This window comes from Mesorhizobium sp. CA14 (assembly GCF_020165195.1).
Classification (GTDB): domain Bacteria; phylum Pseudomonadota; class Alphaproteobacteria; order Rhizobiales; family Rhizobiaceae; genus Mesorhizobium.
This window is the reverse complement of sequence record NZ_JAIUHR010000010.1, coordinates 136961-160015: the sequence shown is the minus strand read 5'-3', so window position 1 is coordinate 160015 and position 23055 is coordinate 136961. Positions and strand designations below refer to the sequence as shown.

Genomic DNA, 23055 nt, shown 5'->3' with positions numbered 1-23055 from the left:
ACCATCGAGGCAACCGAATGCAAGAACTACTTCGAAAACGCCGGATACGCTTCCGTCAAAACATGAAAGACTCTAGCCTACTCCGGCACGTTCCTGACCGCGCCCTTGTCGGCGCTGGTGGCGAAGGCGGCGTAAGCGCGGAGCGCCGTCGTCACCTTGCGCTTGCGCTTTTCGGCCGGCTTCCAGGCGTCGGCGCCCTTGGCGTTCATCGCCGTCCGGCGCGCTTCGAGCTCGGCATCGCTGATGGCGAGGCGGATGGTGCGGTTGGGAATGTCGATCTCGATCGTGTCGCCTTCCTGGACCAGGCCGATCGCGCCGCCCTCGGCCGCTTCGGGCGAGACGTGGCCGATCGACAGGCCGGACGTGCCGCCCGAGAAGCGGCCGTCGGTGATGAGGGCGCAGGCTTTGCCGAGGCCCTTCGACTTCAGATAGCTCGTCGGGTAGAGCATCTCCTGCATGCCGGGGCCGCCGCGCGGTCCCTCGTAGCGGATGACGACGATGTCGCCGGCCTTGATCTCGTTGCCGAGGATCGCCTTGACGGATGCGTCCTGGCTTTCGAAGACGCGGGCCGGCCCGGTGAATCTCAGGATCGACTCGTCGACGCCGGCGGTCTTCACGATGCAGCCGTCGAGCGCCAGATTGCCCTTCAAGACGGCAAGGCCGCCATCCTTGGAGAAGGGCGTCTTGGCCGAGCGGATGACGCCCTTTTCGCGGTCTGTGTCGAGTTCGTCCCAGCGGCGGTCCTGGCTGAAGGCCACCTGCGTCGGCACGCCGCCGGGGGCGGCACGGAAGAAGTCACGGACATTCTCGGCCGAGGTGCGCGCAATATCCCAATGGTCGAGCGCCTCACCGAGCGTGGCGGTGTGCACGGTCGGCAGGTCGCGATTGATCAGGCCTGCCTGATCGAGCTGGCCGAGGATGGCCATGATGCCTCCGGCGCGGTGGACGTCCTCCATGTGCACGTCGGACTTGGCGGGCGCCACCTTGCAAAGCACCGGCACCTTGCGCGACAGCCGGTCGATGTCTTCCATGGTGAAATCGACCTCGCCCTCATGCGCGGCGGCGAGGATGTGCAGCACCGTGTTGGTCGAGCCGCCCATGGCGATATCGAGCGCCATGGCGTTCTCGAAAGCGCCCTTGGAGGCGATGCTGCGCGGAAGTGCTGTTTCATCGTCCTGCTCGTAGTAGCGCTGGGCGAGATCAACGACGAGATGGCCGGCCTCGACGAACAGGCGCTTGCGGTCGGCATGGGTGGCCAAGGTCGAGCCGTTGCCGGGCAGCGACAGGCCGAGCGCTTCCGTCAGGCAGTTCATCGAATTGGCGGTGAACATGCCGGAGCACGAGCCGCAGGTCGGGCAGGCCGAGCGCTCGATGACCTTGACGTCCTCATCGGAGATCTTGTCGTCGGCGGCCGCCACCATGGCATCGACCAGATCGAGCGCCTGCGTCTTGCCGGCTAGCACCACCTTGCCGGCCTCCATCGGTCCGCCCGAGACGAAGACAGTCGGGATGTTGAGGCGAAGCGACGCCATCAGCATGCCGGGCGTGATCTTGTCGCAGTTGGAAATGCAGACCATGGCGTCGGCGCAATGCGCGTTGACCATGTATTCGACGGAGTCGGCGATCAGCTCGCGCGACGGCAGCGAATAGAGCATGCCGTCATGTCCCATGGCGATGCCGTCGTCGACCGCGATGGTGTTGAATTCCTTGGCGACGCCGCCAGCCTTCTCGATCTCGCGAGCGACAAGCTGGCCGAGATCCTTCAGATGCACATGGCCCGGCACGAACTGGGTGAAGGAATTGACCACCGCGATGATCGGCTTGCCGAAATCACTGTCCTTCATGCCCGTGGCGCGCCACAGGCCGCGGGCGCCGGCCATGTTGCGGCCATGGGTGGTGGTGCGGGAACGATAGGCAGGCATTGTATTGTCCTTGCTGGCTGGCCGCGCCGATGCGCGGCGGGCGGCGCTTAAATTTGGTCGGCAGCGTTATAGCGGCCATGATCCGGCCTTGCCACATTTTTGCGCTGCACCAGCACGCTTCGGGAATTTGAGCTCCTCAGGAAATTTTTGCTGCCGCTGTCGGATTATGCCTCGCTGAAGCGTCCTTGAGGCAGACGGCATCGAAATGGCACGAAATCGCCGGCGAACCGTTTGACAATGAAGCCAACATGAAGCCCGAGGAGCAAGGCATGCAGAAGATCACCACCTTCCTGTGGTTCGACAATCAGGCCGAGGAAGCCATGAACCACTACATCTCCATCTTCAAGAATTCGAAGGTGCTGAGCGTGACGCGCTGGCCCAAGGGCCACCCCCAGGAAGGCCAGGTGCTGGTCGCCTCGTTCGAGCTCGACGGCGTGCAGTTCCAAGCCCTCAACGGCGGGCCGCAATACAAGTTCACCGAAGCGATCTCGCTGTCGATCGACTGCAAGACGCAGGAAGAGGTGGATCATTTCTGGACCAGGCTCACCGAAGGCGGCGAGCCGGGACGCTGCAGCTGGCTGAAGGACAAGTTCGGCGTTTCCTGGCAGGTCGTGCCGGAGCAACTGCCGCGCCTGCTTCTGGATCCGGACCGGGAGAAGGCCGGCCGCGTGATGTCGGCGATGATGCAGATGGGCAAGATCGAAATCGACAAGCTCGAAGCGGCAGCCCGAGGATAATCGAGGCCGGCGCTGCCCCTCATCTGCCCTTTGGGCACCTTCTCCCCGTCGAATGGGGAGAAGGAAGAGGTTACGCCGCCTTGTCGCGCACCTGGTAATCCTTGACTGCGGCGAAGCGGATCGCTTTCCAGCGCTCGGCTTCGTAATTCAGCGAGAAGGCGTGCTGGGCCAGGAACACCGGATCGCTGTCGAGGTCGCGGGCGATGTCGCCGCGATGCGCCTCGATGAAACGCTGCACTTGGGCCTTATCGTCGGCCGAGATCCAGCGGCAGATCGAGAAACGCGACATCTCGAAATCAACCGGCAGCGTGTATTCGATGTTCAGCCGCTCCTTGAGCACGTCGAGCTGCAGCGCGCCGACGACGCCGACGATAGCCGGCGAGCCATCCTCGGGCGAGAACAGCTGCACGACGCCTTCCTCGGCCATCTGGTGCAGCGCTTCCTTCAGCTTCTTGGCCTTCATCGCGTCGCCGAGGCGCACGCGGCGCAGGATTTCCGGGGCGAAGTTCGGCACGCCGCGGAACAGGATCTCCTCGCCTTCGGTCAGCGTGTCGCCGATGCGCAGCGTGCCGTGATTGGGGATGCCGACGACGTCGCCGGCGAAGGCCTCGTCGGCGGTGACGCGGGTACGGGCGAAGAAGAACTGCGGCGCCGACAGGCTCATCGGCTTGCCGGTGCGCACCAGCTTGGCCTTCATGCCGCGCTCCAGCTTGCCTGAGCAGACGCGCACGAAAGCGATGCGGTCGCGGTGGTTGGGGTCCATGTTGGCCTGGATCTTGAAGACGAAAGAGGTCATTTTGTCCTCCGTCGCCTCGACCAGACGTTCGTCGGCCTCTTGGGCGCGCGGCGGCGGGCCATAGGCGCCGAGCGCCTCGATCAGGTCGCGCACGCCGTAATTGCGCAGCGCCGAGCCGAAATAGACGGGCGTCAGATGGCCCTCGCGAAAAGCTTCCACGTCGAGCGGACGGCAGGCCTCGCGCGCAAGTTCCAGTTCCTCGATGAAGGCTTCGCGCTCATTGTCCGGCAACAATCCCGCGACGCGGTTGGAATCGGGACCGTGTACCGGCGTGCGCTCCTTCTCGTCGTCATTGCGGCGCACCGCGTTCTGCGCCAGGTGGTAGGTGCCCGAAAAGGTCCTGCCGCGGCCGATCGGCCAGGTGACGGGCGCGGTGTCGAGCGCCAGCTTCTGCTCGATCTCGTCGAGGATCTCGAACGGATCGCGGCTCTCGCGGTCCATCTTGTTGACGAAGGTGATGATCGGGATATCGCGCAGCCGGCAGACCTCGAACAGTTTCAGCGTGCGCGGCTCGATGCCCTTGGCAGCGTCTATGACCATGACGGCCGAATCCACCGCCGAGAGCGTGCGGTAGGTGTCGTCGGCGAAATCCTCGTGGCCGGGCGTGTCGAGCAGGTTGAAGACGTTGTCGTCATATTCGAAGGTCATCACCGAGGTGACGACGGAGATGCCGCGCTCGCGCTCGATCTTCATCCAGTCGGACCGCGTCTGGATGCGATCCTTCTTGGCCTTGACCTCGCCGGCAAGCTGAATGGCGCCACCGAACAGCAGCAGCTTTTCGGTGAGCGTGGTCTTGCCGGCGTCGGGGTGGGCGATGATCGCGAAGGTGCGGCGGCGCGCGACCTCTTCAGGTATCGTTTCGGGCATATTTTTTAAGGCGTTCCGTGTGACAGGCGGCGCTTCTACCAGCGCGGCGCCGGCCTGTCGACATGGGCGGGCACGCCTTGTGCCCTACGCGCCTGCTCAAGCCAGCTCGGCCGCGCTCTCCGCCCGGGCGATCTGCGGCAGCCAACCGGCAATGGCCTTGCCGATCGTGTCCGGATGATCTTCCTGCAGATAATGGGCGCCCGGCCCCAGATCGATGAAGCGGCAGTTCTTCAGCCCGGCCGCGAATTCCTTTGCCGCCGGCGCTGAAATCAAAGCGCCGGGATCGCCCGCGAAAAGCAGCTTTGGATAGGAGGAGAGCCGCAGCGCCCGGTGATCGTGCGCGCTGATCGCGGCGACATCGGCCGGCAGGCCTTCGATCGGCAGTTCCCTCGGCAGGCGCAGCGCCGGCTTGCGCGACTGCGGCGTCGGGAACGGCGCCCGGTAAGCGGCCATCTCCTCCTCGCTCATCGGCCGCAGGACCGAGGCGGGCAGGATTTTTTCGACGAAGACATTCTCCTCCAGCGCCAGCTTTTCGCCGGCGCCCGGCGTGCGCAACGCCTTGAAGAGCTCGCGCGCCTGCGGGCGCTGGTGGAAGTCCTCCCAGCGCTCGAAGGGCCGGATGAACTCCATAAAGGCAAGGCCCAGAACGCGTTGCGGGCGTCGCGCCGCAAAGTGGAACGCAAGCGCGGTGCCCCAGTCCTGAGCGACGATAACCAGATCCTCGATGCCGAGCGCGTCGATGAAGGCGTCGAGATAGCGGACCTGATCGAAGAAGCGATAGTCGATATCCGGCTTGCCCGATTGGCCATAGCCAATCAGATCGGGCGCGATGCAACGGCCGAACGGCGCGACATGCGGGATGATGTTGCGCCAGATGTAGGAGGAGGTCGGATTGCCGTGCAGAAACAGCACGGTCGGGCCGGCCGATCCGGCCTCCAGATAGGACATGGTGGAATCCAGCACATCCACTTGCAAACGCCGCAAGGTGGCCTGCTGTCTGTCGGTCGTCGTATTCATCACGCTGTCTCCTTCCCAAATACAGTGCTGAAGATGATTTTCTTGAATCGCTCGAGCGGTTCCGGGCTGCGCTCGACCTTCATGCGCAGCATGGCGCCCTGCCAGGACGACAGCAGGAAATCGGCAAGGTCCTCGGCATCGAATGCCCTGGAGATCTCGCCCGCCGCCTGACCTTCCGCGATGCAGGCCGCGAAGGGCCGGCGCCAGCGCTCGAAAATGTCGACCAGCCTGAGTCGGAGGGGCTCGCTGTGGACAGCCGTTTCCAGGCTGAGATTGCCGATCATGCAGCCGCGCGCCCAGTCATGCGCCTCGAGCTTCGAGGTGATGACGTCGAGATAGCGGCGCAGCCTGCCGATGGGCGGCGTGCCGTCCTGCGCCAGCGCTTGTTCCACCAAACCGCTGACATAGGCGAAGTAGCGACCCAGCACTTCGCCGGCGAATTCTTCCTTCGATGCGAAATGGTTGGTGAAGGAACCCGGCCTAGCGCCGGCCGCCGCCACGATGTCGCGCACGCCGGCTGCGGTGTAGCCCGCATTCCAGATGGTCTGGAAACCGGCTTCGAGAAGGTTTTCGCGGAGTGATTGTCTAGCCATGGCGATATAATACGTACGTACGTATTGGTGTCAAGCGGGAAGTTTGCGTTGGCAAAAGCCGGCGCAGATGGCAGGAAAACGGCCTCACCGACGAGAGGATTGAGAGAGCTGCGTGACAAAAGAAATCATCGTCATCGGCGCCGGCATCATCGGCGCCTCGATCGCCTGGCATCTGACGAAAGCCGGCGCGCGGGTGACGGTGGTTTCGGAAAGCCGCGCCGGCGGTGTCGCCACGCCGAATTCCTTTGCCTGGATCAATGCCAGTTGGGGCAATCCGGAAACCTATTTTCGGCTACGTATCCGCGCCATGGCCGAATGGAAAAGGCTGGCGAAGGATATGCCCGGGCTGCCGCTCGCCTGGTGCGGCGGCCTGTGCTTCGATCTGCCCGAGGACAGGCTCGAGGCCTATGCGGCCGAGCATTCGTCATGGGGCTATGGCATCGAGCGGGTCGGGCGCGAACAGGCGGCGCGCATCGAACCCAATTTGGCGGAGCTTCCCGAGTTTGCACTTTATGTCGCGCAGGAAGGCGTGGCCGAGCCTGTGGCGACCACGAAGGCGCTGCTGGCGGATGCCGAACGGCGCGGCGCACGGATCGTCACGGGAAGAGTCGACAGGCTGGCGCTGGTCAACGGCAAGGTCACAGGCCTCGTCGCTTCGGGCGAGATCATCGCCGCCGACGAGGTGGTGATTGCGGCGGGCGCCGGCGCTCCGGCGATCGCCGCGACGGCTGGCATCAAGCTGCCGATCGAGAACCCGCCCGGCCTGATCGTGCATTCGCGACCGCACCCAAGGCTGCTCAACGGGCTGGTGCTGGCCGACAGACTGCATATGCGCCAGACCGCCGAGGGCCGCATCATCGCCGGCTCGGATTTCGGCGGCGGCGATCCGGGCGAGAATCCGGAGGCCGCCGCGCACGCCCTGTTCGCCGCGACGAAAGCGATGCTGCGCGATGCCAACGGGCTGGAATTCGACTTCCACACGATCGGCTACCGTCCGACGCCGGTCGACGGTTTCCCGATCGTCAGCCGCGCGGAAGGCGTCGGCGGCCTCTACGTCGCCATCACCCATTCCGGCATCACGCTGGCGCCGGCGATAGGCCTGTTTGCCGCCCGCGAAATCCTCGACGGTGAGCGCCATGCGTTGATCGCGCCCTATGCGCTGTCACGGTTCGATCAGTAACCCGGCGGCCGCCGGAAAGGGGTGACGACGCTCGATCGAAATTGCGGTTCAGCCGACCAGCGCCAGCGGAACCGCCGCCGGCGCGAACGGCCGGATGCCGGTGCCGCCCCTCGTCATGGTGACGAAGCTCGATGGCGGGATCGCCTGCCAGTCGCCACCGTCGCGGTCGAAGGGCTCGGAGACGATGCAATGGCCGGCGCGTTTCGCGAAGGCGCCGGTATAGAGCGTCGGCGCATGGTCGTCGGTGGCGTAGCGCACGGCATAGAGCGCCTCGCCATCGGAAAAGGCTGCGGTCAGTTTCAACGCAGGTTCGATGCCGACGCGGCGCGAGGCCTCGATGACGCGACCGGTTGCCCGCGACACCGCGCCCTGCGGGTCGCTCGCCAGTCCCTGGTCGATCATCAAGAGGAAAAAGAGCTCGGAATCGGTGGTGCCCTCGCGCTGGTCGAAGACCTCGTCGGAGAGCGAGTTCTCCAGCGCGCGGCGGATCTTTTCGAAGCCGCCGATCTGGCCGTTGTGCATAAACGACCAGCGGCCGGAGACGAAAGGATGGCAGTTCATGCGGCTGGTGGCGCCGCCTGTCGAGGCCCGCACATGAGCCAGAAACAAGCCCGACTTGATCTGCCGGCACAAGCTTTTCAGGTTGGGATCGGACCAGGCCGGCAGTATATCGCGATAAAGGCCGGGCTCGGGCCGGTCGCCGTACCAGGCCAGACCGAAGCCGTCGCCATTGGTCGGCGACTTGGCTTCCTGGGCGCAGTGGCTTTGGGCGATCAGCGAATGGCAGGGCGCGGTGATGATGTCTTCGAGGAAGACCGCTTCACCAAGATAGGCCGCCCACCGGCACATCGCATTCCACCATCTATCAGGCGCGGTCCAGCAGAGCCTTCGGCTCCTTCACCGCGTGCGAGCCCCTGTTGTGCGTGCGCTGATAGAGCTCGCGAACGATTCGGCTGGCCGTAGTCTCGAACAGAAATGGCAAGAAAGCGTGAACGAGCGCGGCGCCCGCCGCCATCGACAGGCGCGAGCAGAACCAGGCGGCGAAAGCCATATGGCCGAAATAGGTCTCGCCAACCTTCTCCGGGTGAGCCGTGAACAGTGCCGTAAACCGTGTCGTCATGGTGATCCCTCCTGCCGGGATGAGCCCCGATAATGAGTATCGTGCCATACGGCTTTGGTTCATCGGTCCCAAATGGTCCTTGCCTTTTGATACTTTGTGGGACATTCATCCCAACATGGCGACGGAAATCGATGAGATTGATCGAAGATTGCTGGCCGAGCTGCAACGCGACGGCACGCTGTCGGTCGACCAGTTGTCGGAGCGGGTGGCGCTGTCGCGCAACGCCTGCTGGCGGCGCGTCAAGCGGCTGGAGGAGGATGGCGTCATCACCGGCCGCGTCGCGCTGGTCGATGCCGATAAGCTCGGGCTCGGGCTTTCCGTCTTCATCCTGGTCCGCACCTCCAACCACGATCCGGACTGGCTGCAGAAATTCCGCGCGGCGGTGACCGGCTTTGCCGAGATCACCGGCGTCTACCGGATGTCGGGTGACCTCGACTATGTGCTGAGGGCGCGCGTCGCCGACGTCAAAGCCTATGACCGCCTCTACCAGCGGCTGATCGCCAAGGTGGCGCTGTCGGACGTCTCGGCCTCCTTCGTCATGGAGGAGATCAAGGAGACCACCGTGGTGCCGGTGGAACTGCGCTGACGGCTGCCGGAACCGGATGTCGAAGAAAGCCGTTGATAGGCCCTGATCCGAGTTGACCGAATCGGCATTCGCGCCGATAGGAGTGGGCTCATGCGCACGGCTGTCCATTCTTCCTCCGTCATCGGCCCCACCGTCGGTTTCGTCAGGCTCCCGCATGGCGAAGGCCTGCCCCTGCCGGCCTATGAGAGCGCGGGCGCCGCCGGCATGGATTTGCGCGCCGCGGTGCCGGAGGACCGGCCGCTGCTCATCCTGCCAGGAAAACGCGCGCTGGTGCCGACCGGGCTCGTCCTGGAAATCCCTGAAGGCATGGAAGGCCAGGTGCGGCCGCGCTCGGGTCTCGCCTTCAAGCATGGCCTTACCGTCCTCAACTCGCCCGGCACCGTCGACAGCGACTATCGCGGCGAGGTGAAAGTGCTGCTCGTCAATCTCGGCGACGAGGATTTCCCGGTGACGCGTGGCATGCGCATTGCACAGATCGTCTTCGCCCCCGTCACCCAGGTTACGGTCGAGGAGCGCGCTCTAGCCGGCGGCACGACACGCGGAGCCGGTGGGTTCGGATCGACCGGCACCGCTTGATGCGTGGGCCGTATTTCGATCACATTGAACCATTCTGCCGGGTGAATTCGAGCCAAATCCTTCGCCCTTCGGACTTGACCGCGCTACCGGCATGGTCTGCGCCGAAGATTTCCACCTTGACTCGAATTCCCACCGACAGAATTGCTTCAATATGACTGAAACACGACCCCTTCCAAAGCTGGTCATCTTCGACTGCGACGGGGTTCTGGTCGACACCGAGAATCTTGCCAATCGGCGCCTTGCGGAATGGCTGACCGCCGCCGGTTTTGCGACCACATTCGAATATTGCCGCAAGCATTTCTCCGGTCGCAGCATGGTCTCGGTGCAGAAGGAGATCGAAGAGACGACCAAGGTCAGGCTCGGCGGCGACTTCGTCGAGCGCTGGAATGCCGGCCTGCCGGACCTTTTTTCGCACGGGGTCGAGGCGATCCCCTATGTCCGCGACTTCATCGATAAGGTGCGGGCCGCGGGCATCGCCTATTGCGTCGCCTCCTCGGCGAGGGTTTCGAAGATGCACATCACGCTCGGCCAGACCGGGCTGTTGCCGCTGTTCGAGCATGCGATGTTCTCATCCACCATGGTCAGCCGAGGCAAGCCGTTCCCGGATCTCTTTCTCCATGCGGCAAAGACGATGGGCTTCGTGCCGGCCGACTGCATCGTCATCGAAGACAGCGTCGCCGGGACAGAGGCCGGGATCGCCGCCGGCATGCGAGTGTTCTCCTATTACGCCGATCCGCTCTCCGATCGCGATGGCCTGGCGGCGGCCGGCGGCATATTGTTCGACGATATGCGCGAACTTGCCGGGCTCGTGCCGATCCGCTGATCGCACCCGGCTGCGCACCGCAACCGGCCGTGCTAGCGTGAGCGCGTCCGAGGGGGCGCGGTCCGTGATTCCCACCCTATGCCGTTTCATGTTTGCATGCCTGCTGCTGCCATGCCTGTGCGCGGCCGCGCTGGCCCAGGCCGTCAGCTTTCCGGAACTGAACAGCGCCGTTCCCGGGAACCAGGACGTTACCTATTTCGACCTCGCCAAAATGATCGTGCCTGATCTCAAGCCCGGCAACGACGGCTTCTACACAGGCGGCGCGCCCATCGAGATGCGCGACATCCTCGAAGGCAACAACGGCGGATCGCCGCCCGAGACCGTCAACCTGCCGAATGCGACGGTGCTGGCCATCAAGGCCGGCGGCAAGGACCGGCTGGCGATGCTTCTCGATCTCGGCCAGTCGCAGGACAGCGCCGAAGGATTTGCCGTGCTGGCGCTCTACGATCTCACGGCCAAGCCGAAGCTGCTCGACGCGGTCAATGTCGGAACCGACCAGAGCACCTATTTTCGGGATCCAGGAAAACTCCCGATCAGTGCGGGTGACGACGCGCTGATCACCATGAGCACGCATTTCAATTCGAACCAGGGCTATGTCGGCACGATCCTTATCCTCGTCCGGAATGACCGGTTCGAGGCGATCGACCAGATCAATACGTTCGACGAGAATGTCTGCGCCTACAAACGCACGCAGGACCTGTCCTTCCGGACGCATGGCGGTGAGAAGCCCTACGCGGCGATCAAAGTGACGGTGACCGACGCCACCAAGCCGAGCGGGGAAAACTGTGAGGAGCCGGCACCCAAGGCCGCCTCGCACGACATTTCCGTCACCTATCGCTGGGACAAAGCCAAGTCGCGCTATGTCAGGAATTCCGACGCCTTCGAGAAATTGTCAGCAGAAAACGCCAAACATTTCTGAGCCAGACGCATTCGTTTGCCCGGTTCGAGCGACCGCGATAGATTTCTCCACACAACCCCGATCATGATTGAGGATCCGCCATGGACAAAGGCAAGGTTTTTCGCGATCTGCATGCCTCCACCTTCGTCATGCCCAACCCTTGGGACATAGGCACGACCAAGCTTCTCGCTTCGTTCGGCTTCAAGGCGCTGGCGACGACCAGCGCCGGCTTCGCCTTCTCGCGCGGCCTGCCGGACGGCGCCGTGACCTTCGAGGCCATGATCCATCATTGCCGCGAGGTGACGGCGGCGACAGACCTGCCGGTTTCGGCCGATCTGGAGCGCGGCAAGGGCGACAGCCCCGAACAGGCCGCCGAGACCATCTTTGCGGCCGAAGCCGCCGGCCTTGCCGGCTGCTCGATCGAGGACCACACCGGCGACCCGGCCAATCCGATCTACGACTTCTCGCTGGCGGCCGAACGCGTCGCGGCCGCCGTCGAGGCGGCCCGGGCGCTGAGGCATGATTTCGTCTTCACCGCGCGGGCGGAGAATTTCCTGTGGGGCAAGGCTGACCTCGACGACACCATCAAGCGGCTGCAGGCCTTCGAGAAAGCCGGCGCCGACGTGCTTTATGCGCCGGGCATCGGCGACGTCGAAATGGTGCGCACGATGTGCTCGTCGGTGAGCCGACCGGTCAATGTGATGGCCCGGCCCGGCTTCACCATCGCCGACCTTGCCATGGCCGGCGTCAAACGCATTTCGCTCGGACCGTGGCTGACCAATTTCGCCTACGGTATGGTGGAGACGGCAGCGCGCGAAATCCAGCAGGACGGCACCTTCGGCTTCACCCGCGCGGCGATGCCATTCGGCAAGCTGCAGGCGCTATTCCGTGGCGGCGACACCGACTAAACCAGCTCCTTCGCCGAAACCGCCTTGTGCAGGTGCACCATCATGGCAGCCGCGAAGAGCGGCGTCAGGAGGTTGAGCAGCGGTAAAGCGAGGAATAGGGCGATGACCAGCCCGGCCAGGAACACCGTGCCGGCATATTTGCGGCACAGCGCCTTGGCCTCCGCCTCGGGGCGGAAACGCATGGCGGCGAACTCGAAGAATTCGCGGCCGAGCAGATAGCCGTTGACGATGAAGAAAGCGGCAATGTTGATGCCCGGCACCAGAAGCAAGAGCAGCGCGACGATGTTGCCGAGGACGACCACGCCAAAGAATTTGATCGCCAGCCCAAGCGAATGCAGCGCCGGCACGGCGTGGCCAGGCCGATCGTTGGGATAATCGGTGCGCTCGACCACTTCGGCAATATCGTCGAGGAACAGGCCGGCGACGATCGCCGTCACCGGCGCGATGAGCAATGCCAATCCCACAGCCAGAACGATGCCAGCGATGATACCGCCCAGCCACCCGGCCCAGGACGGCAGGCCCGGGAGCAGCGTTTTCAGCCAGGGCCACGCCAACCATTCGAGCAGGCTTTCCAGGCCGACCCACAGCGCCAGCAGAGCGAGCAGAGTCAGCCCCAGCGTCTTGAGGAAGACGGAGCGGAATTCAGGCGAGAACAGCCGGCTGGCGGCGGCGCGGGCAGCGTCTAGGATCACGGCAGGTCCAAGCCCTCATCGAGAAACGACGCTTCGCAGATAAGCAGGCTTGATCCTACGCGCAACTATTGGGCGAGCCGGGTCTGTCGAGCCGGAATCGTCATTGCCGCGACTCCGGCGACGACGAAGGCCATGCCTACCCAGGCCGTGGCCCCGAGGCTTTCGCCGAGAAAGACGGCGCCGATGCCGACGCCGATCGGCACGCGCAGATAGGCCTGCGAGGTGGTGCCGACGGAGCCCAGCGTGTGGATCAGGCGGAAATAGATGACGAAGGCCAGCGCCGTCGAGAAGACCGACAGGCCGAGCAGGGCCAGGATCGATGCGGCCGACGGCGCAAGCGTCCATGGCCGGTCGACGACCAGGCTCAGCGGCACAAGGATGACGGCGCCGCAAAGCATCGAACCCGCGGCGGGTATCATCGGATCGAGGCCCTTGAAGCCGCGGCCGAAGATCGCCGCCCCGGCATAGGAGACCGTCGCTATGACGATCGCAAGCTGCGCCCACAATTGATGGCCAAGCCCGCCAAGCGCCTGCGTGCCGATGATGAGACAGATGCCGACGATGCCGGCGCCGACGCCGACCAGCTTGCGCGCCGTGACGGGCTCATGGCGCGTGATCAATGCCGTCAGCAGGAAGGTGAAGATCGGCGACGTCGAATTGAGGATGGTGGCTAGGCCGGCATCGACCGAGCGCTCGGCGGCGGCGATCAGCGTGAACGGCACGACGCTGTTGAGACAAGCCTGGAAGGCGAACCGGCGCCATGTTGCCGTATCGGCGGGCATGGCAAGGCCGCGCCAGCGGATGATGGTGAAGAGAATAGCCCCGGCGATCAGAGTCCGGGCGGCGATGAAGGTCACCGGCGGGATCGTCTCGACCCCGATCTTGATGAAGGTGTAGGAAGCGCCCCACAGCACCGCCAGGACGCCGAGCAGCGCGAGGTCGGTGGACATTTCGGTCTTTTCGGACATTTCTGCGCCTTCCGTTGCGGGAACGATCCGCTTTGTTGTTACGCAATGCCGGACGGAAAACCGCCACGCGCTCTTCCTGGAACTGTTTTTAGACCCATGGCGACGCGGAATGTTTCGATCGCCGTGAAACCATAGCGGCGAAGGCGGCGGCCGATATGGGCCAGTTGCACGCGAACACTGCCGCAGCCGGCGAACAATCGGCGCCAAGGCCGGCCGACGGAAGACGATGGCGATTTTCGGGGTAGGCAAAGCAATGCCAAGTCGCTAGACCCGCGCCCGGCCGGCATGCCAGATAGCCGGGCAGTCCTTGGCGGAGATTTTGATGCCGGAATATGACGTGCTTTGCATCGGCAATGCCATTGTCGACATCATCGCGCAGTGCGACGAGGCCTTTCTCGAGACCAACGGCATCATCAAGGGCGCGATGAACCTCATCGACGCCAGGCGCGCCGAATTGCTTTACAGCCGCATGGGACCGGCGATCGAGGCTTCCGGCGGCAGCGCCGGCAACACCGCGGCCGGCGTCGCCAGTCTCGGTGGACGGGCCGCCTTCTTCGGCAAGGTGTCGAACGACGCGCTTGGCGACATCTACACCCACGACATCCATGCCCAGGGCGTCGCCTTCGATACCAGGCCGCTCACAGGCGAGCCGCCGACCGCGCGCTCGATGATCTTTGTCACGCCCGACGGCGAGCGTTCGATGAACACCTATCTGGGCGCCTGTATCGAGCTTGGCCCGGAAGATGTCGAGGCCGATAAGGCGGCCGGCGCCAAGGTGACCTATTTCGAGGGTTATCTGTGGGATCCGCCGCGCGCCAAGGAAGCCATTCGCCAGACGGCGGAGCTGGCGCACGCGGCGGGCCGCGAAGTCTCGATGACGCTGTCGGATTCCTTCTGCGTCGACCGCTACCGCGACGAATTCCTCGAGCTGATGCGGTCGGGCACCGTCGACATCGTCTTTGCCAACAGCCACGAGATCAAATCGCTCTACCAGACCGCTTCCTTCGAGGAGGCGCTCGCGGCCATCCGCAAGGATTGCAGAATAGCCGCCGTCACCCGTTCAGAAAAAGGCTCGGTGATCGTGCGCGGCGACGAGACCGTCACCATCCAGGCCACGAAGATCAAGGAACTGGTCGACACGACCGGCGCCGGCGACCTCTACGCCGCCGGCTTCCTCTACGGCTACACGACCGGCCGCAGCCTCAAGGACTGCGGCGACCTCGGCTCGCTGGCCGCCGGGTTGGTGATCCAGCAGATCGGCCCGCGACCGCGCCAGAACCTACGCCGCGAGGCCGAGCAAGTGGGGCTTCTTTAGAGCTGCTCAATAAGTACCGTCGCGTCAGCGCCAACAGGGTCAAAACCGGCTTCTCTGTCGCGCCCCTGTCACAGAGCGCTCCTACACGCAATCTGGGCGTTCCGCGACTGACATTTCGGCACGCCAAACCAGGGGTGTGAAGATGCAAGCCAGCAAGCTGCCGGGCCGCGAGGCTCGATGCCGTCGCGTTTCTTATTTTCCGCAATAGATTTTCAGCAATTGCCGGCGCCTGGGAGGAGCGCAGGCCACAAGACAGATTGATGACCAGATTCCAGAACCCGTCCGGCGGGATTTCACAAGAGGCATTGGCAGGCCTTATGACCGAAGCCGTGCACGGGGCGCTGACGCAGCATGGCGTCATGCTGGACGCCGAGGCGCTTGCTTCAGCAAGCAAGATCGCGGGCCATGTGGCTGCCGCCCTGCCCTTCCTGCCGCAAGCACAGCGCCTTGCCATCAGCTCCTTCAAGGGTGAGTGGACCGACCTTGCCTCCGACTTCTTTCGCGTGATGACGAACAAGGCCGCGAGCGACGGCTCGGCCATATCCGGCCGCGCTCTTGAGCGCTCGCCGCCGAAATCGGCGACAGAGAGGCCTGCCGCCCAGCCGATCGCCGAGCGAGCCGCGGATCTCCAGTCGATGCTGATCGAGGATTGGGCCGGCGAGGTCGCCGGCTCGACCTATCTAGAAGAGAAGCTCCGCATCCCGCGCTCCACGCTGCATCGCTGGCAACGGCGCGGCGAGGTCGTTGCGCTGCGCAAGGGCGGCCGCAAGCATGTCTTCCCATTGGCCCAATTCGTCGACGGCAGGCCGGTTCTCGGGATCAGCGACGTGCTTTCGGCGATTGCCAATCCGAGGCTTGCCTGGTTTTGGCTGAGCCGGCCTTCGCCCGAGCTCAATGGCCGCGTCCCCATCGAGATGCTGAGAGAAGACAGGGTCGAGGACGTGGTCCGCGCCGCCCGCACTCTATCCTGACTCCCGTTTCGCGGAGTCGATTTTTCTATGTTTATCCGGATTCTTGGAAATTTACCCGGCAAATCATTCGTCATAAAACTGTAATAATTGGCACATTTGGCACATTTCTCAGATTACCTGACGTTCCGGTTGTACTTATTGTTCAGAATGTCCCATCTTTGCATTTATGTGACGTGATATTTGCGCAACAAGACTTCCACAAGAGTTCAAAAGGCCGCGTTTCCGACACAATCCCTGTTGTGTGGGGCCAACGATTGGGCCATGTCCAAGGCGAAGAAGCGGCGCCGGTGCGCGTGCTTTTTCAACGATGGGGACGGGGGTGGCAAAGCCGAACGGCACGTCAGGCCTGTCTTGAACCTTTGACTGGAGATTCAAGAAAATGAACATCAAGAGCCTTCTACTCGGCTCCGCTGCGGCTCTGATCGCAGTTTCGGGCGCCCGCGCCGCCGACGCGGTCACCGTCGCCGAGCCGGAACCGGCCGAATACGTGAAGATCTGCGACGTCTATGGCGCCGGCTACTTCTACATCCCCGGCACCGAGACCTGCCTGCGCATTGGCGGCTATCTGCGCTACGACATCGGCGTCGGCGACTCCGGCACGCTGGACGGCGTCAACAACGTTCCGGATCAGCAGGACGGCAGCAACCACGACACCTACTACAAGAACATGCGCTTCACGCTGCGCACCTATACCGGCCAGGAAACCGAGCTCGGCACGCTGAAGACCTTCACCGAGACCCGTTTCCAGTTCGGCAACAAGTCCGGCGACTATACCAATCAAAGAGCTAGCAGCGCCAATGACTGGCAGGCCATCAACAAAGGCGTCACGCTGAACTTCGCCTGGATCCAGCTCGGCGGCCTGCGCGTCGGTAAGGATGAAACGGCTTATGACCAGTTCATCGGTTACGCCGGCAACGTCATCCAGGACACGATCATCCCGTACGGCATCAAGGACACCAACGTCGTCCAGTACAATTTCGACGCAGGCAACGGCATCACAGGCGTCGTCTCGCTCGAAGAAGGCACCGGCGTCTACACCATCGACAGTTATGTTCCGCATGTTGTCGGCGGCTTGAAATACAAGGGCGACTGGGGCGCGATCACCGGTGTCGTCGCCTATGACAGCAACTACGAGGAAGTGGCCGGCAAGGTCCGCCTGGACGTCAACGTCAGCAAGGAACTGACGCTGTTCGTCATGGGCGGCTACGGCACTGATGACAATTCCAAGGACGACGCCCACAACTTCACCGACGTCCATGGCCGCACTCAGTACAAGCCATGGGGCGGCAACTGGGCCGTATGGGGTGGCGGCACCTACAAGTTCAACGAGAAGACGGCGTTCAACGTTCAGGCTTCGGCTGACGACGACAAGAACTACGCTCTTGCCGCGAACGTCGCCTACACCATCGTGCCCGGTTTCACGGTCACGACCGAAGTCGACTGGGATCATTACGGCAACTTCGGCAATCCCTCCATCTACGGCAACTTCACCAAGGCCGACAAGAAAGACAGCATCGGCGGCATCGTCCGCTTCCAGCGTAACTTCTGATCGAGCGCAAAGATCACAAAGAAAGGCCCGCGGCATCGCCGCGGGCCTTTTGCTTTGGCTCAAGCAAACGAAACGGTAGCGCCGCTATTGCGTCAATTCCCCGCCGTATAGGCTGCGATCGCCGCCATGTTGACGATGTCTGAGTCCTTGGCGTTGAGCGAGACGATCTGGACCGGCTTGTTCAATCCCACCAGCAGCGGGCCGATGACGGTCGAGCCGCCGAGCTCCTGCAGCATCTTGGTCGAGATCGAGGCCGAGTGGAATGCCGGCATGACGAGCACATTGGCCGGGCCGGTCAGCCGGATGAACGGATATTGCGCCATGGCGCGCGGGTTCAGAGCCACGTCCGCCGCCATCTCGCCGTCATACTCGAAATCGACGCGGCGCTTATCGAGGATGCGCACCGCCTCCTGCACGCGCTCGGAACGTTCGCCCTGCGGATGGCCGAAGGTCGAATAGGCAAGCATCGCGATCCTCGGTTCGTAACCCATGCGGCGGGCAAAACCAGCCGCCTCCTCGGCGATGTCGGCGATCTGCTCGGCATTCGGCATGTCGTGCACGGCGGTGTCGGCGACCAGCACGGTGCGGCCGCGCGCGAGCACGACCGAGACGCCGATGACGCGGTGGCCCGGCTTGGCGTCGATGATGCGGCGCACGTCGTCGAGCGCGGTGGAATAGTTGCGGGTCACACCCGTGACGATGCCGTCGGCGTCGCCCAGCGCCACCATGCAGGCGGCGAAATGGTTGCGGTCGTTGTTGATCAGGCGCTGGCAGTCGCGGAACAGAAAACCCTTCCGCTGCATGCGCTCGTAAAGATAGTCGGTGTAGATGCCGTTGCGGCGCGACAGCCTGGCATTGATGATCTGGAGGCCCGGCTTGTTGAGGTCGATGCCGGCATTTCGGGCATTGTCCTTGATGACGTCGTCGCGGCCGAGCAGGATCGCCGTGCCGAGCCTCTGGTTCACATAGGAGACGGCGGCGCGCATCACCTGTTCCTCCTCGCCCTCGGCAAAGACGATGCGCTTGGGCTGGCGGCGCACGCGGTCATAAATGCGCTGCAAGGTGGAAGCGATCGGGTCGCGGCGGGCGGACAGTTCCTGCGCGTAGCGGTCGAGATCGAGGATCGGCTTGCGGGCGACGCCGGATTCCATCGCGGCCTTGGCCACCGCCAGCGGGATCGCCGAGATCAGGCGTGGATCGAACGGCACCGGGATGATGTAGTTGGGGCCGAATTTCGGCCGGTTGCCCTGATAGGCGGCGGCGACGTCGTCGGGCACGTCCTGGCGCGCCAGCTCGGCCAGCGCCCTGGCGGCCGCGATCTTCATCTCGTCATTGATGGTGGTGGCGCGAACATCCAGCGCGCCGCGGAAGATATAGGGGAAGCCCAGCACATTGTTGACCTGGTTCGGATAGTCCGAGCGGCCGGTGGCCATGACGGCGTCGGTGCGGATCTCGGCCACTTCCTCCGGTGTGATCTCGGGATCGGGATTGGCCATGGCGAAGATGATCGGATTCTTCGCCATGGATTGCACCATGGCGGGCGTCAGCATGCCCTTGGCGGACAGACCAAGGAAGACGTCGGCGCCGTCCAGCGCTTCGGCGAGGCTGCGCAGATCGGTCTTGACCGCATGCGCCGACTTCCATTGGTTCATGCCTTCGGTGCGGCCCTGGTAGACCACGCCCTTGGTGTCGCACAGGATGACGTTTTCGGGCGGAAAGCCCATCGCCTTCATCAGTTCGATACAGGCGATGCCGGCGGCGCCCGCGCCGTTGCAGACCATTTTGGTGGTCTTCATGTCGCGGCCGGTGATCTCCAGCGCGTTGATCAGCCCGGCGGCCGAGATGATTGCCGTGCCGTGCTGGTCGTCATGGAAAACGGGAATGTCCATCAGCTCGCGCAGCCGTTGCTCGATGATGAAGCATTCCGGCGCCTTGATGTCCTCGAGATTGATGCCGCCGAAGGAAGGGCCGAGGAAGCGCACGCAGTTGATGAACTCGTCGGCGTCCTCGGTCGCCACTTCCAGGTCGATCGAATCGACATCGGCAAAGCGCTTGAACAGCACCGCCTTGCCTTCCATCACCGGCTTGGAGGCCAGCGCGCCGAGATTGCCGAGACCGAGAATGGCGGTGCCGTTGGAGATGACGGCGACCATGTTGCCGCGCGTCGTATAGTCGAAAGCGCGGCTCGGATCCTCGGCGATGGCGCGCACCGGAACGGCGACGCCCGGCGAATAGGCGAGGCTCAGATCGCGCTGCGTCGCCATCGGCTTGGTGGCGACGATCTCCAGCTTGCCGGGCCGTCCCATGGCGTGGAATTCCAACGCCTCCTCGGGACTGACGGAGGGGCCGCTGCTTTCGGTTTTCCTGGCCATGATGCTTTTGGTTTCCTCGCCTTCGCGCACCCTTGAGGCAGGTGCGTGTTTATGTGTCTTCGGATTAAGGCTACACGGCAGCGCTGTAAACGGCCAAGCGGTCAGGCCCGCTCCGGCTTGCTGACGAGCGCGGCAATTTCCCGCACGGCGGCCCACCGCATCAAACCCTCCGTGCCGGAGAACGGCCACTTCTCCAGCCAGAGCGCTCGCCGGTCGACCGGGCCGACCATCTCGTCGAAGGTCTCCTGCTGGTCGCGATCCGCCAAAATCCCCGCCGCCTTACCCCAAGGGAACCATGGGCGTGCTCGACCGGCCCCGGCGCAACCGGGCCTCGTCACGTCAGGTCGCCGCCAGTCTTCCCCTGCTTTTCGCGCCGCCGGCATTAAACCGGGCTGCCACATCTGCTAGCGTTTTGGCATGAACATGCACATGCCGACAGACAACGACGCCCAGGAGACCACGACGCCTGCGCCCGCCACGGCCGGCGTCACGCCGATGATGGAGCAATATATCGAGATCAAGGCGGCGAACCCGGATTCGCTGCTGTTCTACCGCATGGGCGATTTCTACGAGCTGTTCTTCGACGATGCGGAGAAGGCGAGCCAGGCGCTCGGCATCGTCTTGACCAAGCGGGGCAAGCACCAGGGCAACGACATCCCGATGTGCGGCGTGCCGGTGCATGCGGCGGACGACTATCTGCAGAAGCTGATCGCGCAAGGTTTTCGCGTCGCCGTCTGCGAGCAGATCGAGGACCCGGCCGAAGCCAAGAAACGTGGCTCCAAATCGGTGGTGCGCCGCGACGTGGTGCGGCTGGTCACGCCAGGCACCATCACCGAGGACAAGCTGCTCGCGCCCTCGGAATCGAGCTTCCTGATGGCGCTCGGCCGGGTGAAGGGAGGCGCGGTCAGCCAGGCCGGCTTTGCGCTGGCCTGGATCGACATTTCGACCGGCGCCTTCCGCGTTGCCGAGACGAGCGCCGAGCGGCTGCTTGCCGACATCTTCCGCGTCGACCCGCGCGAACTGATCGTGGCCGAGCCGGTTTTCCATGATCCGGAGCTCAGGCCTGTGTTCGATGTGCTGGGCCGCGTCGCCAATCCGCAGCCGCCGTCGCTGTTCGATTCGGCATCGGCCACGGGACGCATCGCGCGCTTCTTCGAGGTTGCAACGCCGGACAGTTTCGGCACCTTTTCGCGCGCCGAGCTGTCGGCGATTTCCGGTGCCATTGCTTACGTCGAAAAGACGCAAAAAGCCGAACGCCCGCCGCTGTCGCGGCCCGAGCGCGAGGAGCAAGGCTCGACGCTGTTCATCGACCCGGCGACGCGCGCCAATCTGGAATTGCTGCGCACGCTTTCAGGCAGCCGTGACGGCTCGCTGTTCAAGGCAATCGACCGCACCGTCACGGGCGGCGGCGCGCGACTACTCGCTGACCGGCTGATGGCGCCGCTGACCGACCCGATGGCAATCGCGGCCAGGCTGGATTCGGTGTCGTTCTTCCGCTCCGAGACGCGGCTTTGCCAGGGCCTGCGGGCGAGCCTCAAAAACGTCGCCGACATGCCGCGCGCGCTGTCCCGTCTGGCGCTCAACCGCGGCGGACCACGCGATCTGGGCGCGCTGCGCGCCGGCTTCGAGGCGGCCGGCGCGATCGCCAAATTGTTCGCGGCGGCTACCCTGCCCGCCGAACTCGCCACAGCACTGGCCGCGATCAAGGCCTTGCCCGCGGCGCTTGCCCGCCACCTCAGCGAAGCGCTCGACGACGAGTTGCCGCTGATCAAGCGCGACGGCGGCTTCGTGCGGTCGAGCTACAATGCCGAGCTCGACGAGATGCGGGCATTGCGCGACGAATCGCGCAAAGTGATCGCCGGGCTGGAGCGCTCGCTGATCGAGGAAACCGGCATCCGCTCGCTGAAGATCCGGCACAACAATGTGCTCGGCTACTACATCGAGGTGACGGCCAATCACCATTCGACCATGACCGGCAGCGACGCCGCCAAGGCGCGCTTCATCCATCGCCAGACCATGGCCAACGCCATGCGCTTCACCACGACGGAACTGGCTGAGCTGGAATCGAAGATCGCCAACGCCGCCGACCGGGCGCTCAGCATCGAGCTCGCCGCCTTCGACCGGCTGACGGCGGAAGTGGTGAGCGAGGCCGAACGGATCCGCGCCGGCGCCGACGCGCTTGCGGCTCTGGATGTTTCATCGGCTCTGGCATTGCTTTCCGAAAGCGAGGGCTGGTGCCGGCCGCTGGTGGACTCCAGCCTCGCCTTCGAAATTACCGGCGGGCGTCACCCGGTGGTCGAACAGGCGCTCAGGCGTTCCGGCGAAGGCCCGTTCGTCGCCAATGATTGCGACCTGTCGCCCCAGGGCGGCGCCAAGGCCGGGGCGATCTGGCTGCTCACCGGCCCGAATATGGGCGGTAAGTCGACGTTCCTCAGGCAGAACGCGTTGATCGCCATCCTCGCCCAGACCGGTTCTTTCGTGCCGGCGCAACGCGCCCATATCGGCGTCGTCGACCGGCTGTTCTCGCGCGTCGGCGCGTCGGACGATCTGGCGCGCGGCCGCTCGACCTTCATGGTCGAGATGGTCGAGACTGCGGCGATCCTCAACCAGGCCAGCGAGCGGGCGCTGGTGATCCTCGACGAGATCGGCCGCGGCACGGCAACTTTCGACGGGTTGTCGATCGCCTGGGCGGCGGTCGAATATCTGCATGAGAAGAACCGCTGCCGGGCAATCTTTGCCACGCATTTCCATGAGATGACGGCGCTGGCCGGCAAGCTCCCCCGGCTTCACAACGTCACCATGCGTGTCAAGGAATGGGAAGGCGACGTCGTCTTCCTGCACGAGGTCGGCAAGGGCGCCGCCGACCGCTCCTACGGCGTGCAGGTGGCGCGGCTCGCCGGCCTGCCCGAAGCCGTCGTCGCCCGCGCCAAGGAAGTCCTGCATCAGCTCGAGGAAGGCGAAGTCTCGGGCAAGACCAACCGGCTCGTCGATGACTTGCCGCTGTTTTCGGTGGCGGTGAAGCGCGAGGCGGCGAAGCCGGTCAAGAGCGATGCGCTGGGCGATGCGCTCGGCGCGATCAATCCCGACGAGCTGACGCCGCGCGAGGCGCTGGAGGCGCTGTACCGGCTGAAGGGGCTGGCGACAAAGCAGTAGAACCAGGCGTGG

The 23055-nt window shown here is 64.1% G+C and carries 21 protein-coding genes; 11 read left to right on the top strand and 10 right to left on the bottom strand.

Features of this window, described 5'->3' with window-relative positions; genetic code table 11:
- Positions 1-77: 77 nt before the first annotated feature.
- Positions 78-1922 carry a dihydroxy-acid dehydratase gene (ilvD, locus tag LB565_RS13915; RefSeq protein WP_224584789.1) on the bottom strand — a complete coding sequence of 615 codons (1845 nt, stop codon included), beginning with the start codon at positions 1920-1922 and terminating at the stop codon, positions 78-80.
- Between the two features lie 269 nt (positions 1923-2191).
- On the opposite strand from ilvD, the gene LB565_RS13910 reads away from it, so the two are divergent.
- Positions 2192-2659: a VOC family protein gene (locus tag LB565_RS13910; protein ID WP_224584787.1), complete on the top strand. Its 468-nt coding sequence runs from the start codon at positions 2192-2194 to the stop codon at positions 2657-2659.
- Between the two features lie 70 nt (positions 2660-2729).
- On the opposite strand, the gene LB565_RS13905 is transcribed toward LB565_RS13910, so the two are convergent.
- The 3 genes from LB565_RS13905 to LB565_RS13895 all read right to left on the bottom strand — a co-directional run bounded on the left by LB565_RS13905 (position 2730) and on the right by LB565_RS13895 (position 5932).
- Positions 2730-4322 carry a peptide chain release factor 3 gene (locus LB565_RS13905; RefSeq protein WP_224584785.1) on the bottom strand — a complete coding sequence of 531 codons (1593 nt, stop codon included), beginning with the start codon at positions 4320-4322 and terminating at the stop codon, positions 2730-2732.
- A gap of 96 nt (positions 4323-4418) precedes the next feature.
- Complete coding sequence (locus tag LB565_RS13900; RefSeq protein ID WP_224584783.1) at positions 4419-5339, bottom strand: haloalkane dehalogenase; 921 nt, start codon at positions 5337-5339, stop codon at positions 4419-4421.
- Positions 5339-5932, bottom strand: coding sequence for a TetR/AcrR family transcriptional regulator (locus LB565_RS13895; RefSeq protein ID WP_224584781.1), 594 nt, complete (start codon positions 5930-5932; stop codon positions 5339-5341). The genes LB565_RS13900 and LB565_RS13895 overlap by 1 nt, the downstream gene beginning before the upstream one ends.
- Before the next feature lie 112 nt (positions 5933-6044).
- On the opposite strand from LB565_RS13895, the gene LB565_RS13890 reads away from it, so the two are divergent.
- Positions 6045-7112, top strand: coding sequence for an NAD(P)/FAD-dependent oxidoreductase (locus LB565_RS13890; protein WP_224584779.1), 1068 nt, complete (start codon positions 6045-6047; stop codon positions 7110-7112).
- Positions 7113-7160: 48 nt separating this feature from the next.
- On the opposite strand, the gene LB565_RS13885 is transcribed toward LB565_RS13890, so the two are convergent.
- Together LB565_RS13885 and LB565_RS13880 are read right to left on the bottom strand one after the other, a co-directional pair.
- The gene (locus LB565_RS13885; RefSeq protein ID WP_224584778.1) at positions 7161-7961 is read right to left on the bottom strand and encodes a class II glutamine amidotransferase; all 801 of its coding nucleotides are present in this window, start codon (positions 7959-7961) and stop codon (positions 7161-7163) included.
- A gap of 16 nt (positions 7962-7977) precedes the next feature.
- A complete protein-coding gene (locus LB565_RS13880; protein ID WP_224584777.1) occupies positions 7978-8232 on the bottom strand; it encodes a DUF6356 family protein in 255 nt (84 codons plus the stop codon).
- Between the two features lie 115 nt (positions 8233-8347).
- Here LB565_RS13880 and LB565_RS13875 point away from each other — a divergent pair, with 115 nt between their 5' ends.
- The 5 genes from LB565_RS13875 (at position 8348) to LB565_RS13855 (ending at position 12023) form a co-directional block, all read left to right on the top strand.
- Positions 8348-8818 (top strand): Lrp/AsnC family transcriptional regulator, encoded by a 471-nt coding sequence (locus LB565_RS13875; protein WP_095766090.1) that lies wholly within the window; start codon positions 8348-8350, stop codon positions 8816-8818.
- A 90-nt stretch (positions 8819-8908) separates the two neighbouring features.
- Positions 8909-9394 carry a dUTP diphosphatase gene (dut, locus tag LB565_RS13870; RefSeq protein ID WP_224584776.1) on the top strand — a complete coding sequence of 162 codons (486 nt, stop codon included), beginning with the start codon at positions 8909-8911 and terminating at the stop codon, positions 9392-9394.
- A gap of 151 nt (positions 9395-9545) precedes the next feature.
- Positions 9546-10217 carry an HAD family hydrolase gene (locus LB565_RS13865; RefSeq protein WP_224584775.1) on the top strand — a complete coding sequence of 224 codons (672 nt, stop codon included), beginning with the start codon at positions 9546-9548 and terminating at the stop codon, positions 10215-10217.
- A gap of 88 nt (positions 10218-10305) precedes the next feature.
- Complete coding sequence (locus tag LB565_RS13860; protein ID WP_224584774.1) at positions 10306-11136, top strand: hypothetical protein; 831 nt, start codon at positions 10306-10308, stop codon at positions 11134-11136.
- Between the two features lie 80 nt (positions 11137-11216).
- Positions 11217-12023 carry an isocitrate lyase/phosphoenolpyruvate mutase family protein gene (locus tag LB565_RS13855; protein ID WP_224584773.1) on the top strand — a complete coding sequence of 269 codons (807 nt, stop codon included), beginning with the start codon at positions 11217-11219 and terminating at the stop codon, positions 12021-12023.
- On the opposite strand, the gene LB565_RS13850 is transcribed toward LB565_RS13855, so the two are convergent.
- Both LB565_RS13850 and LB565_RS13845 read right to left on the bottom strand, forming a co-directional pair.
- Positions 12020-12715, bottom strand: a complete 696-nt coding sequence (locus tag LB565_RS13850) for a sulfate transporter family protein (RefSeq protein ID WP_224584772.1) — start codon at positions 12713-12715, stop codon at positions 12020-12022. The two genes, LB565_RS13855 and LB565_RS13850, sit on opposite strands and share 4 nt — an antisense overlap.
- 65 nt (positions 12716-12780) lie before the next feature.
- A complete protein-coding gene (locus LB565_RS13845; protein WP_224584771.1) occupies positions 12781-13683 on the bottom strand; it encodes a DMT family transporter in 903 nt (300 codons plus the stop codon).
- A gap of 322 nt (positions 13684-14005) precedes the next feature.
- Between LB565_RS13845 and LB565_RS13840 the strand changes: the two genes are divergently transcribed.
- The 3 genes from LB565_RS13840 (at position 14006) to LB565_RS13830 (ending at position 17518) form a co-directional block, all read left to right on the top strand.
- Positions 14006-14998, top strand: coding sequence for an adenosine kinase (locus LB565_RS13840; RefSeq protein WP_224584769.1), 993 nt, complete (start codon positions 14006-14008; stop codon positions 14996-14998).
- Between the two features lie 260 nt (positions 14999-15258).
- Positions 15259-15969 (top strand): antitoxin Xre/MbcA/ParS toxin-binding domain-containing protein, encoded by a 711-nt coding sequence (locus tag LB565_RS13835; protein ID WP_224584767.1) that lies wholly within the window; start codon positions 15259-15261, stop codon positions 15967-15969.
- Between the two features lie 379 nt (positions 15970-16348).
- Positions 16349-17518 carry a porin gene (locus LB565_RS13830; RefSeq protein WP_224584765.1) on the top strand — a complete coding sequence of 390 codons (1170 nt, stop codon included), beginning with the start codon at positions 16349-16351 and terminating at the stop codon, positions 17516-17518.
- 92 nt (positions 17519-17610) lie between these two features.
- Here LB565_RS13830 and LB565_RS13825 read toward each other — a convergent pair whose 3' ends face one another.
- Together LB565_RS13825 and LB565_RS13820 are read right to left on the bottom strand one after the other, a co-directional pair.
- On the bottom strand, positions 17611-19890 hold the full coding sequence (locus LB565_RS13825; RefSeq protein ID WP_224584764.1) for an NADP-dependent malic enzyme: 2280 nt from the start codon (positions 19888-19890) through the stop codon (positions 17611-17613).
- Between the two features lie 101 nt (positions 19891-19991).
- Positions 19992-20156, bottom strand: a complete 165-nt coding sequence (locus tag LB565_RS13820; protein ID WP_224584763.1) for a hypothetical protein — start codon at positions 20154-20156, stop codon at positions 19992-19994.
- 151 nt (positions 20157-20307) lie between these two features.
- On the opposite strand from LB565_RS13820, the gene mutS reads away from it, so the two are divergent.
- Entirely contained in the window at positions 20308-23043 is a 2736-nt protein-coding gene (gene mutS, locus LB565_RS13815; protein ID WP_224584761.1) for a DNA mismatch repair protein MutS, read from the top strand.
- Positions 23044-23055: the final 12 nt, after the last annotated feature.

Coding starts and splice junctions, on each gene's coding strand:
- ilvD (WP_224584789.1), bottom strand. CDS start 1,922: ATGCCTGCCTATCGTTCCCGCACCACCACCCATGGCCGCAACATGGCC.
- LB565_RS13910 (WP_224584787.1), top strand. CDS start 2,192: ATGCAGAAGATCACCACCTTCCTGTGGTTCGACAATCAGGCCGAGGAA.
- LB565_RS13905 (WP_224584785.1), bottom strand. CDS start 4,322: ATGCCCGAAACGATACCTGAAGAGGTCGCGCGCCGCCGCACCTTCGCG.
- LB565_RS13900 (WP_224584783.1), bottom strand. CDS start 5,339: ATGAATACGACGACCGACAGACAGCAGGCCACCTTGCGGCGTTTGCAA.
- LB565_RS13895 (WP_224584781.1), bottom strand. CDS start 5,932: ATGGCTAGACAATCACTCCGCGAAAACCTTCTCGAAGCCGGTTTCCAG.
- LB565_RS13885 (WP_224584778.1), bottom strand. CDS start 7,961: ATGTGCCGGTGGGCGGCCTATCTTGGTGAAGCGGTCTTCCTCGAAGAC.
- LB565_RS13880 (WP_224584777.1), bottom strand. CDS start 8,232: ATGACGACACGGTTTACGGCACTGTTCACGGCTCACCCGGAGAAGGTT.
- LB565_RS13875 (WP_095766090.1), top strand. CDS start 8,348: ATGGCGACGGAAATCGATGAGATTGATCGAAGATTGCTGGCCGAGCTG.
- dut (WP_224584776.1), top strand. CDS start 8,909: ATGCGCACGGCTGTCCATTCTTCCTCCGTCATCGGCCCCACCGTCGGT.
- LB565_RS13865 (WP_224584775.1), top strand. CDS start 9,546: ATGACTGAAACACGACCCCTTCCAAAGCTGGTCATCTTCGACTGCGAC.
- LB565_RS13860 (WP_224584774.1), top strand. CDS start 10,306: ATGTTTGCATGCCTGCTGCTGCCATGCCTGTGCGCGGCCGCGCTGGCC.
- LB565_RS13855 (WP_224584773.1), top strand. CDS start 11,217: ATGGACAAAGGCAAGGTTTTTCGCGATCTGCATGCCTCCACCTTCGTC.
- LB565_RS13845 (WP_224584771.1), bottom strand. CDS start 13,683: ATGTCCGAAAAGACCGAAATGTCCACCGACCTCGCGCTGCTCGGCGTC.
- LB565_RS13840 (WP_224584769.1), top strand. CDS start 14,006: ATGCCGGAATATGACGTGCTTTGCATCGGCAATGCCATTGTCGACATC.
- LB565_RS13835 (WP_224584767.1), top strand. CDS start 15,259: ATGACCAGATTCCAGAACCCGTCCGGCGGGATTTCACAAGAGGCATTG.
- LB565_RS13830 (WP_224584765.1), top strand. CDS start 16,349: ATGAACATCAAGAGCCTTCTACTCGGCTCCGCTGCGGCTCTGATCGCA.
- LB565_RS13825 (WP_224584764.1), bottom strand. CDS start 19,890: ATGGCCAGGAAAACCGAAAGCAGCGGCCCCTCCGTCAGTCCCGAGGAG.
- mutS (WP_224584761.1), top strand. CDS start 20,308: ATGAACATGCACATGCCGACAGACAACGACGCCCAGGAGACCACGACG.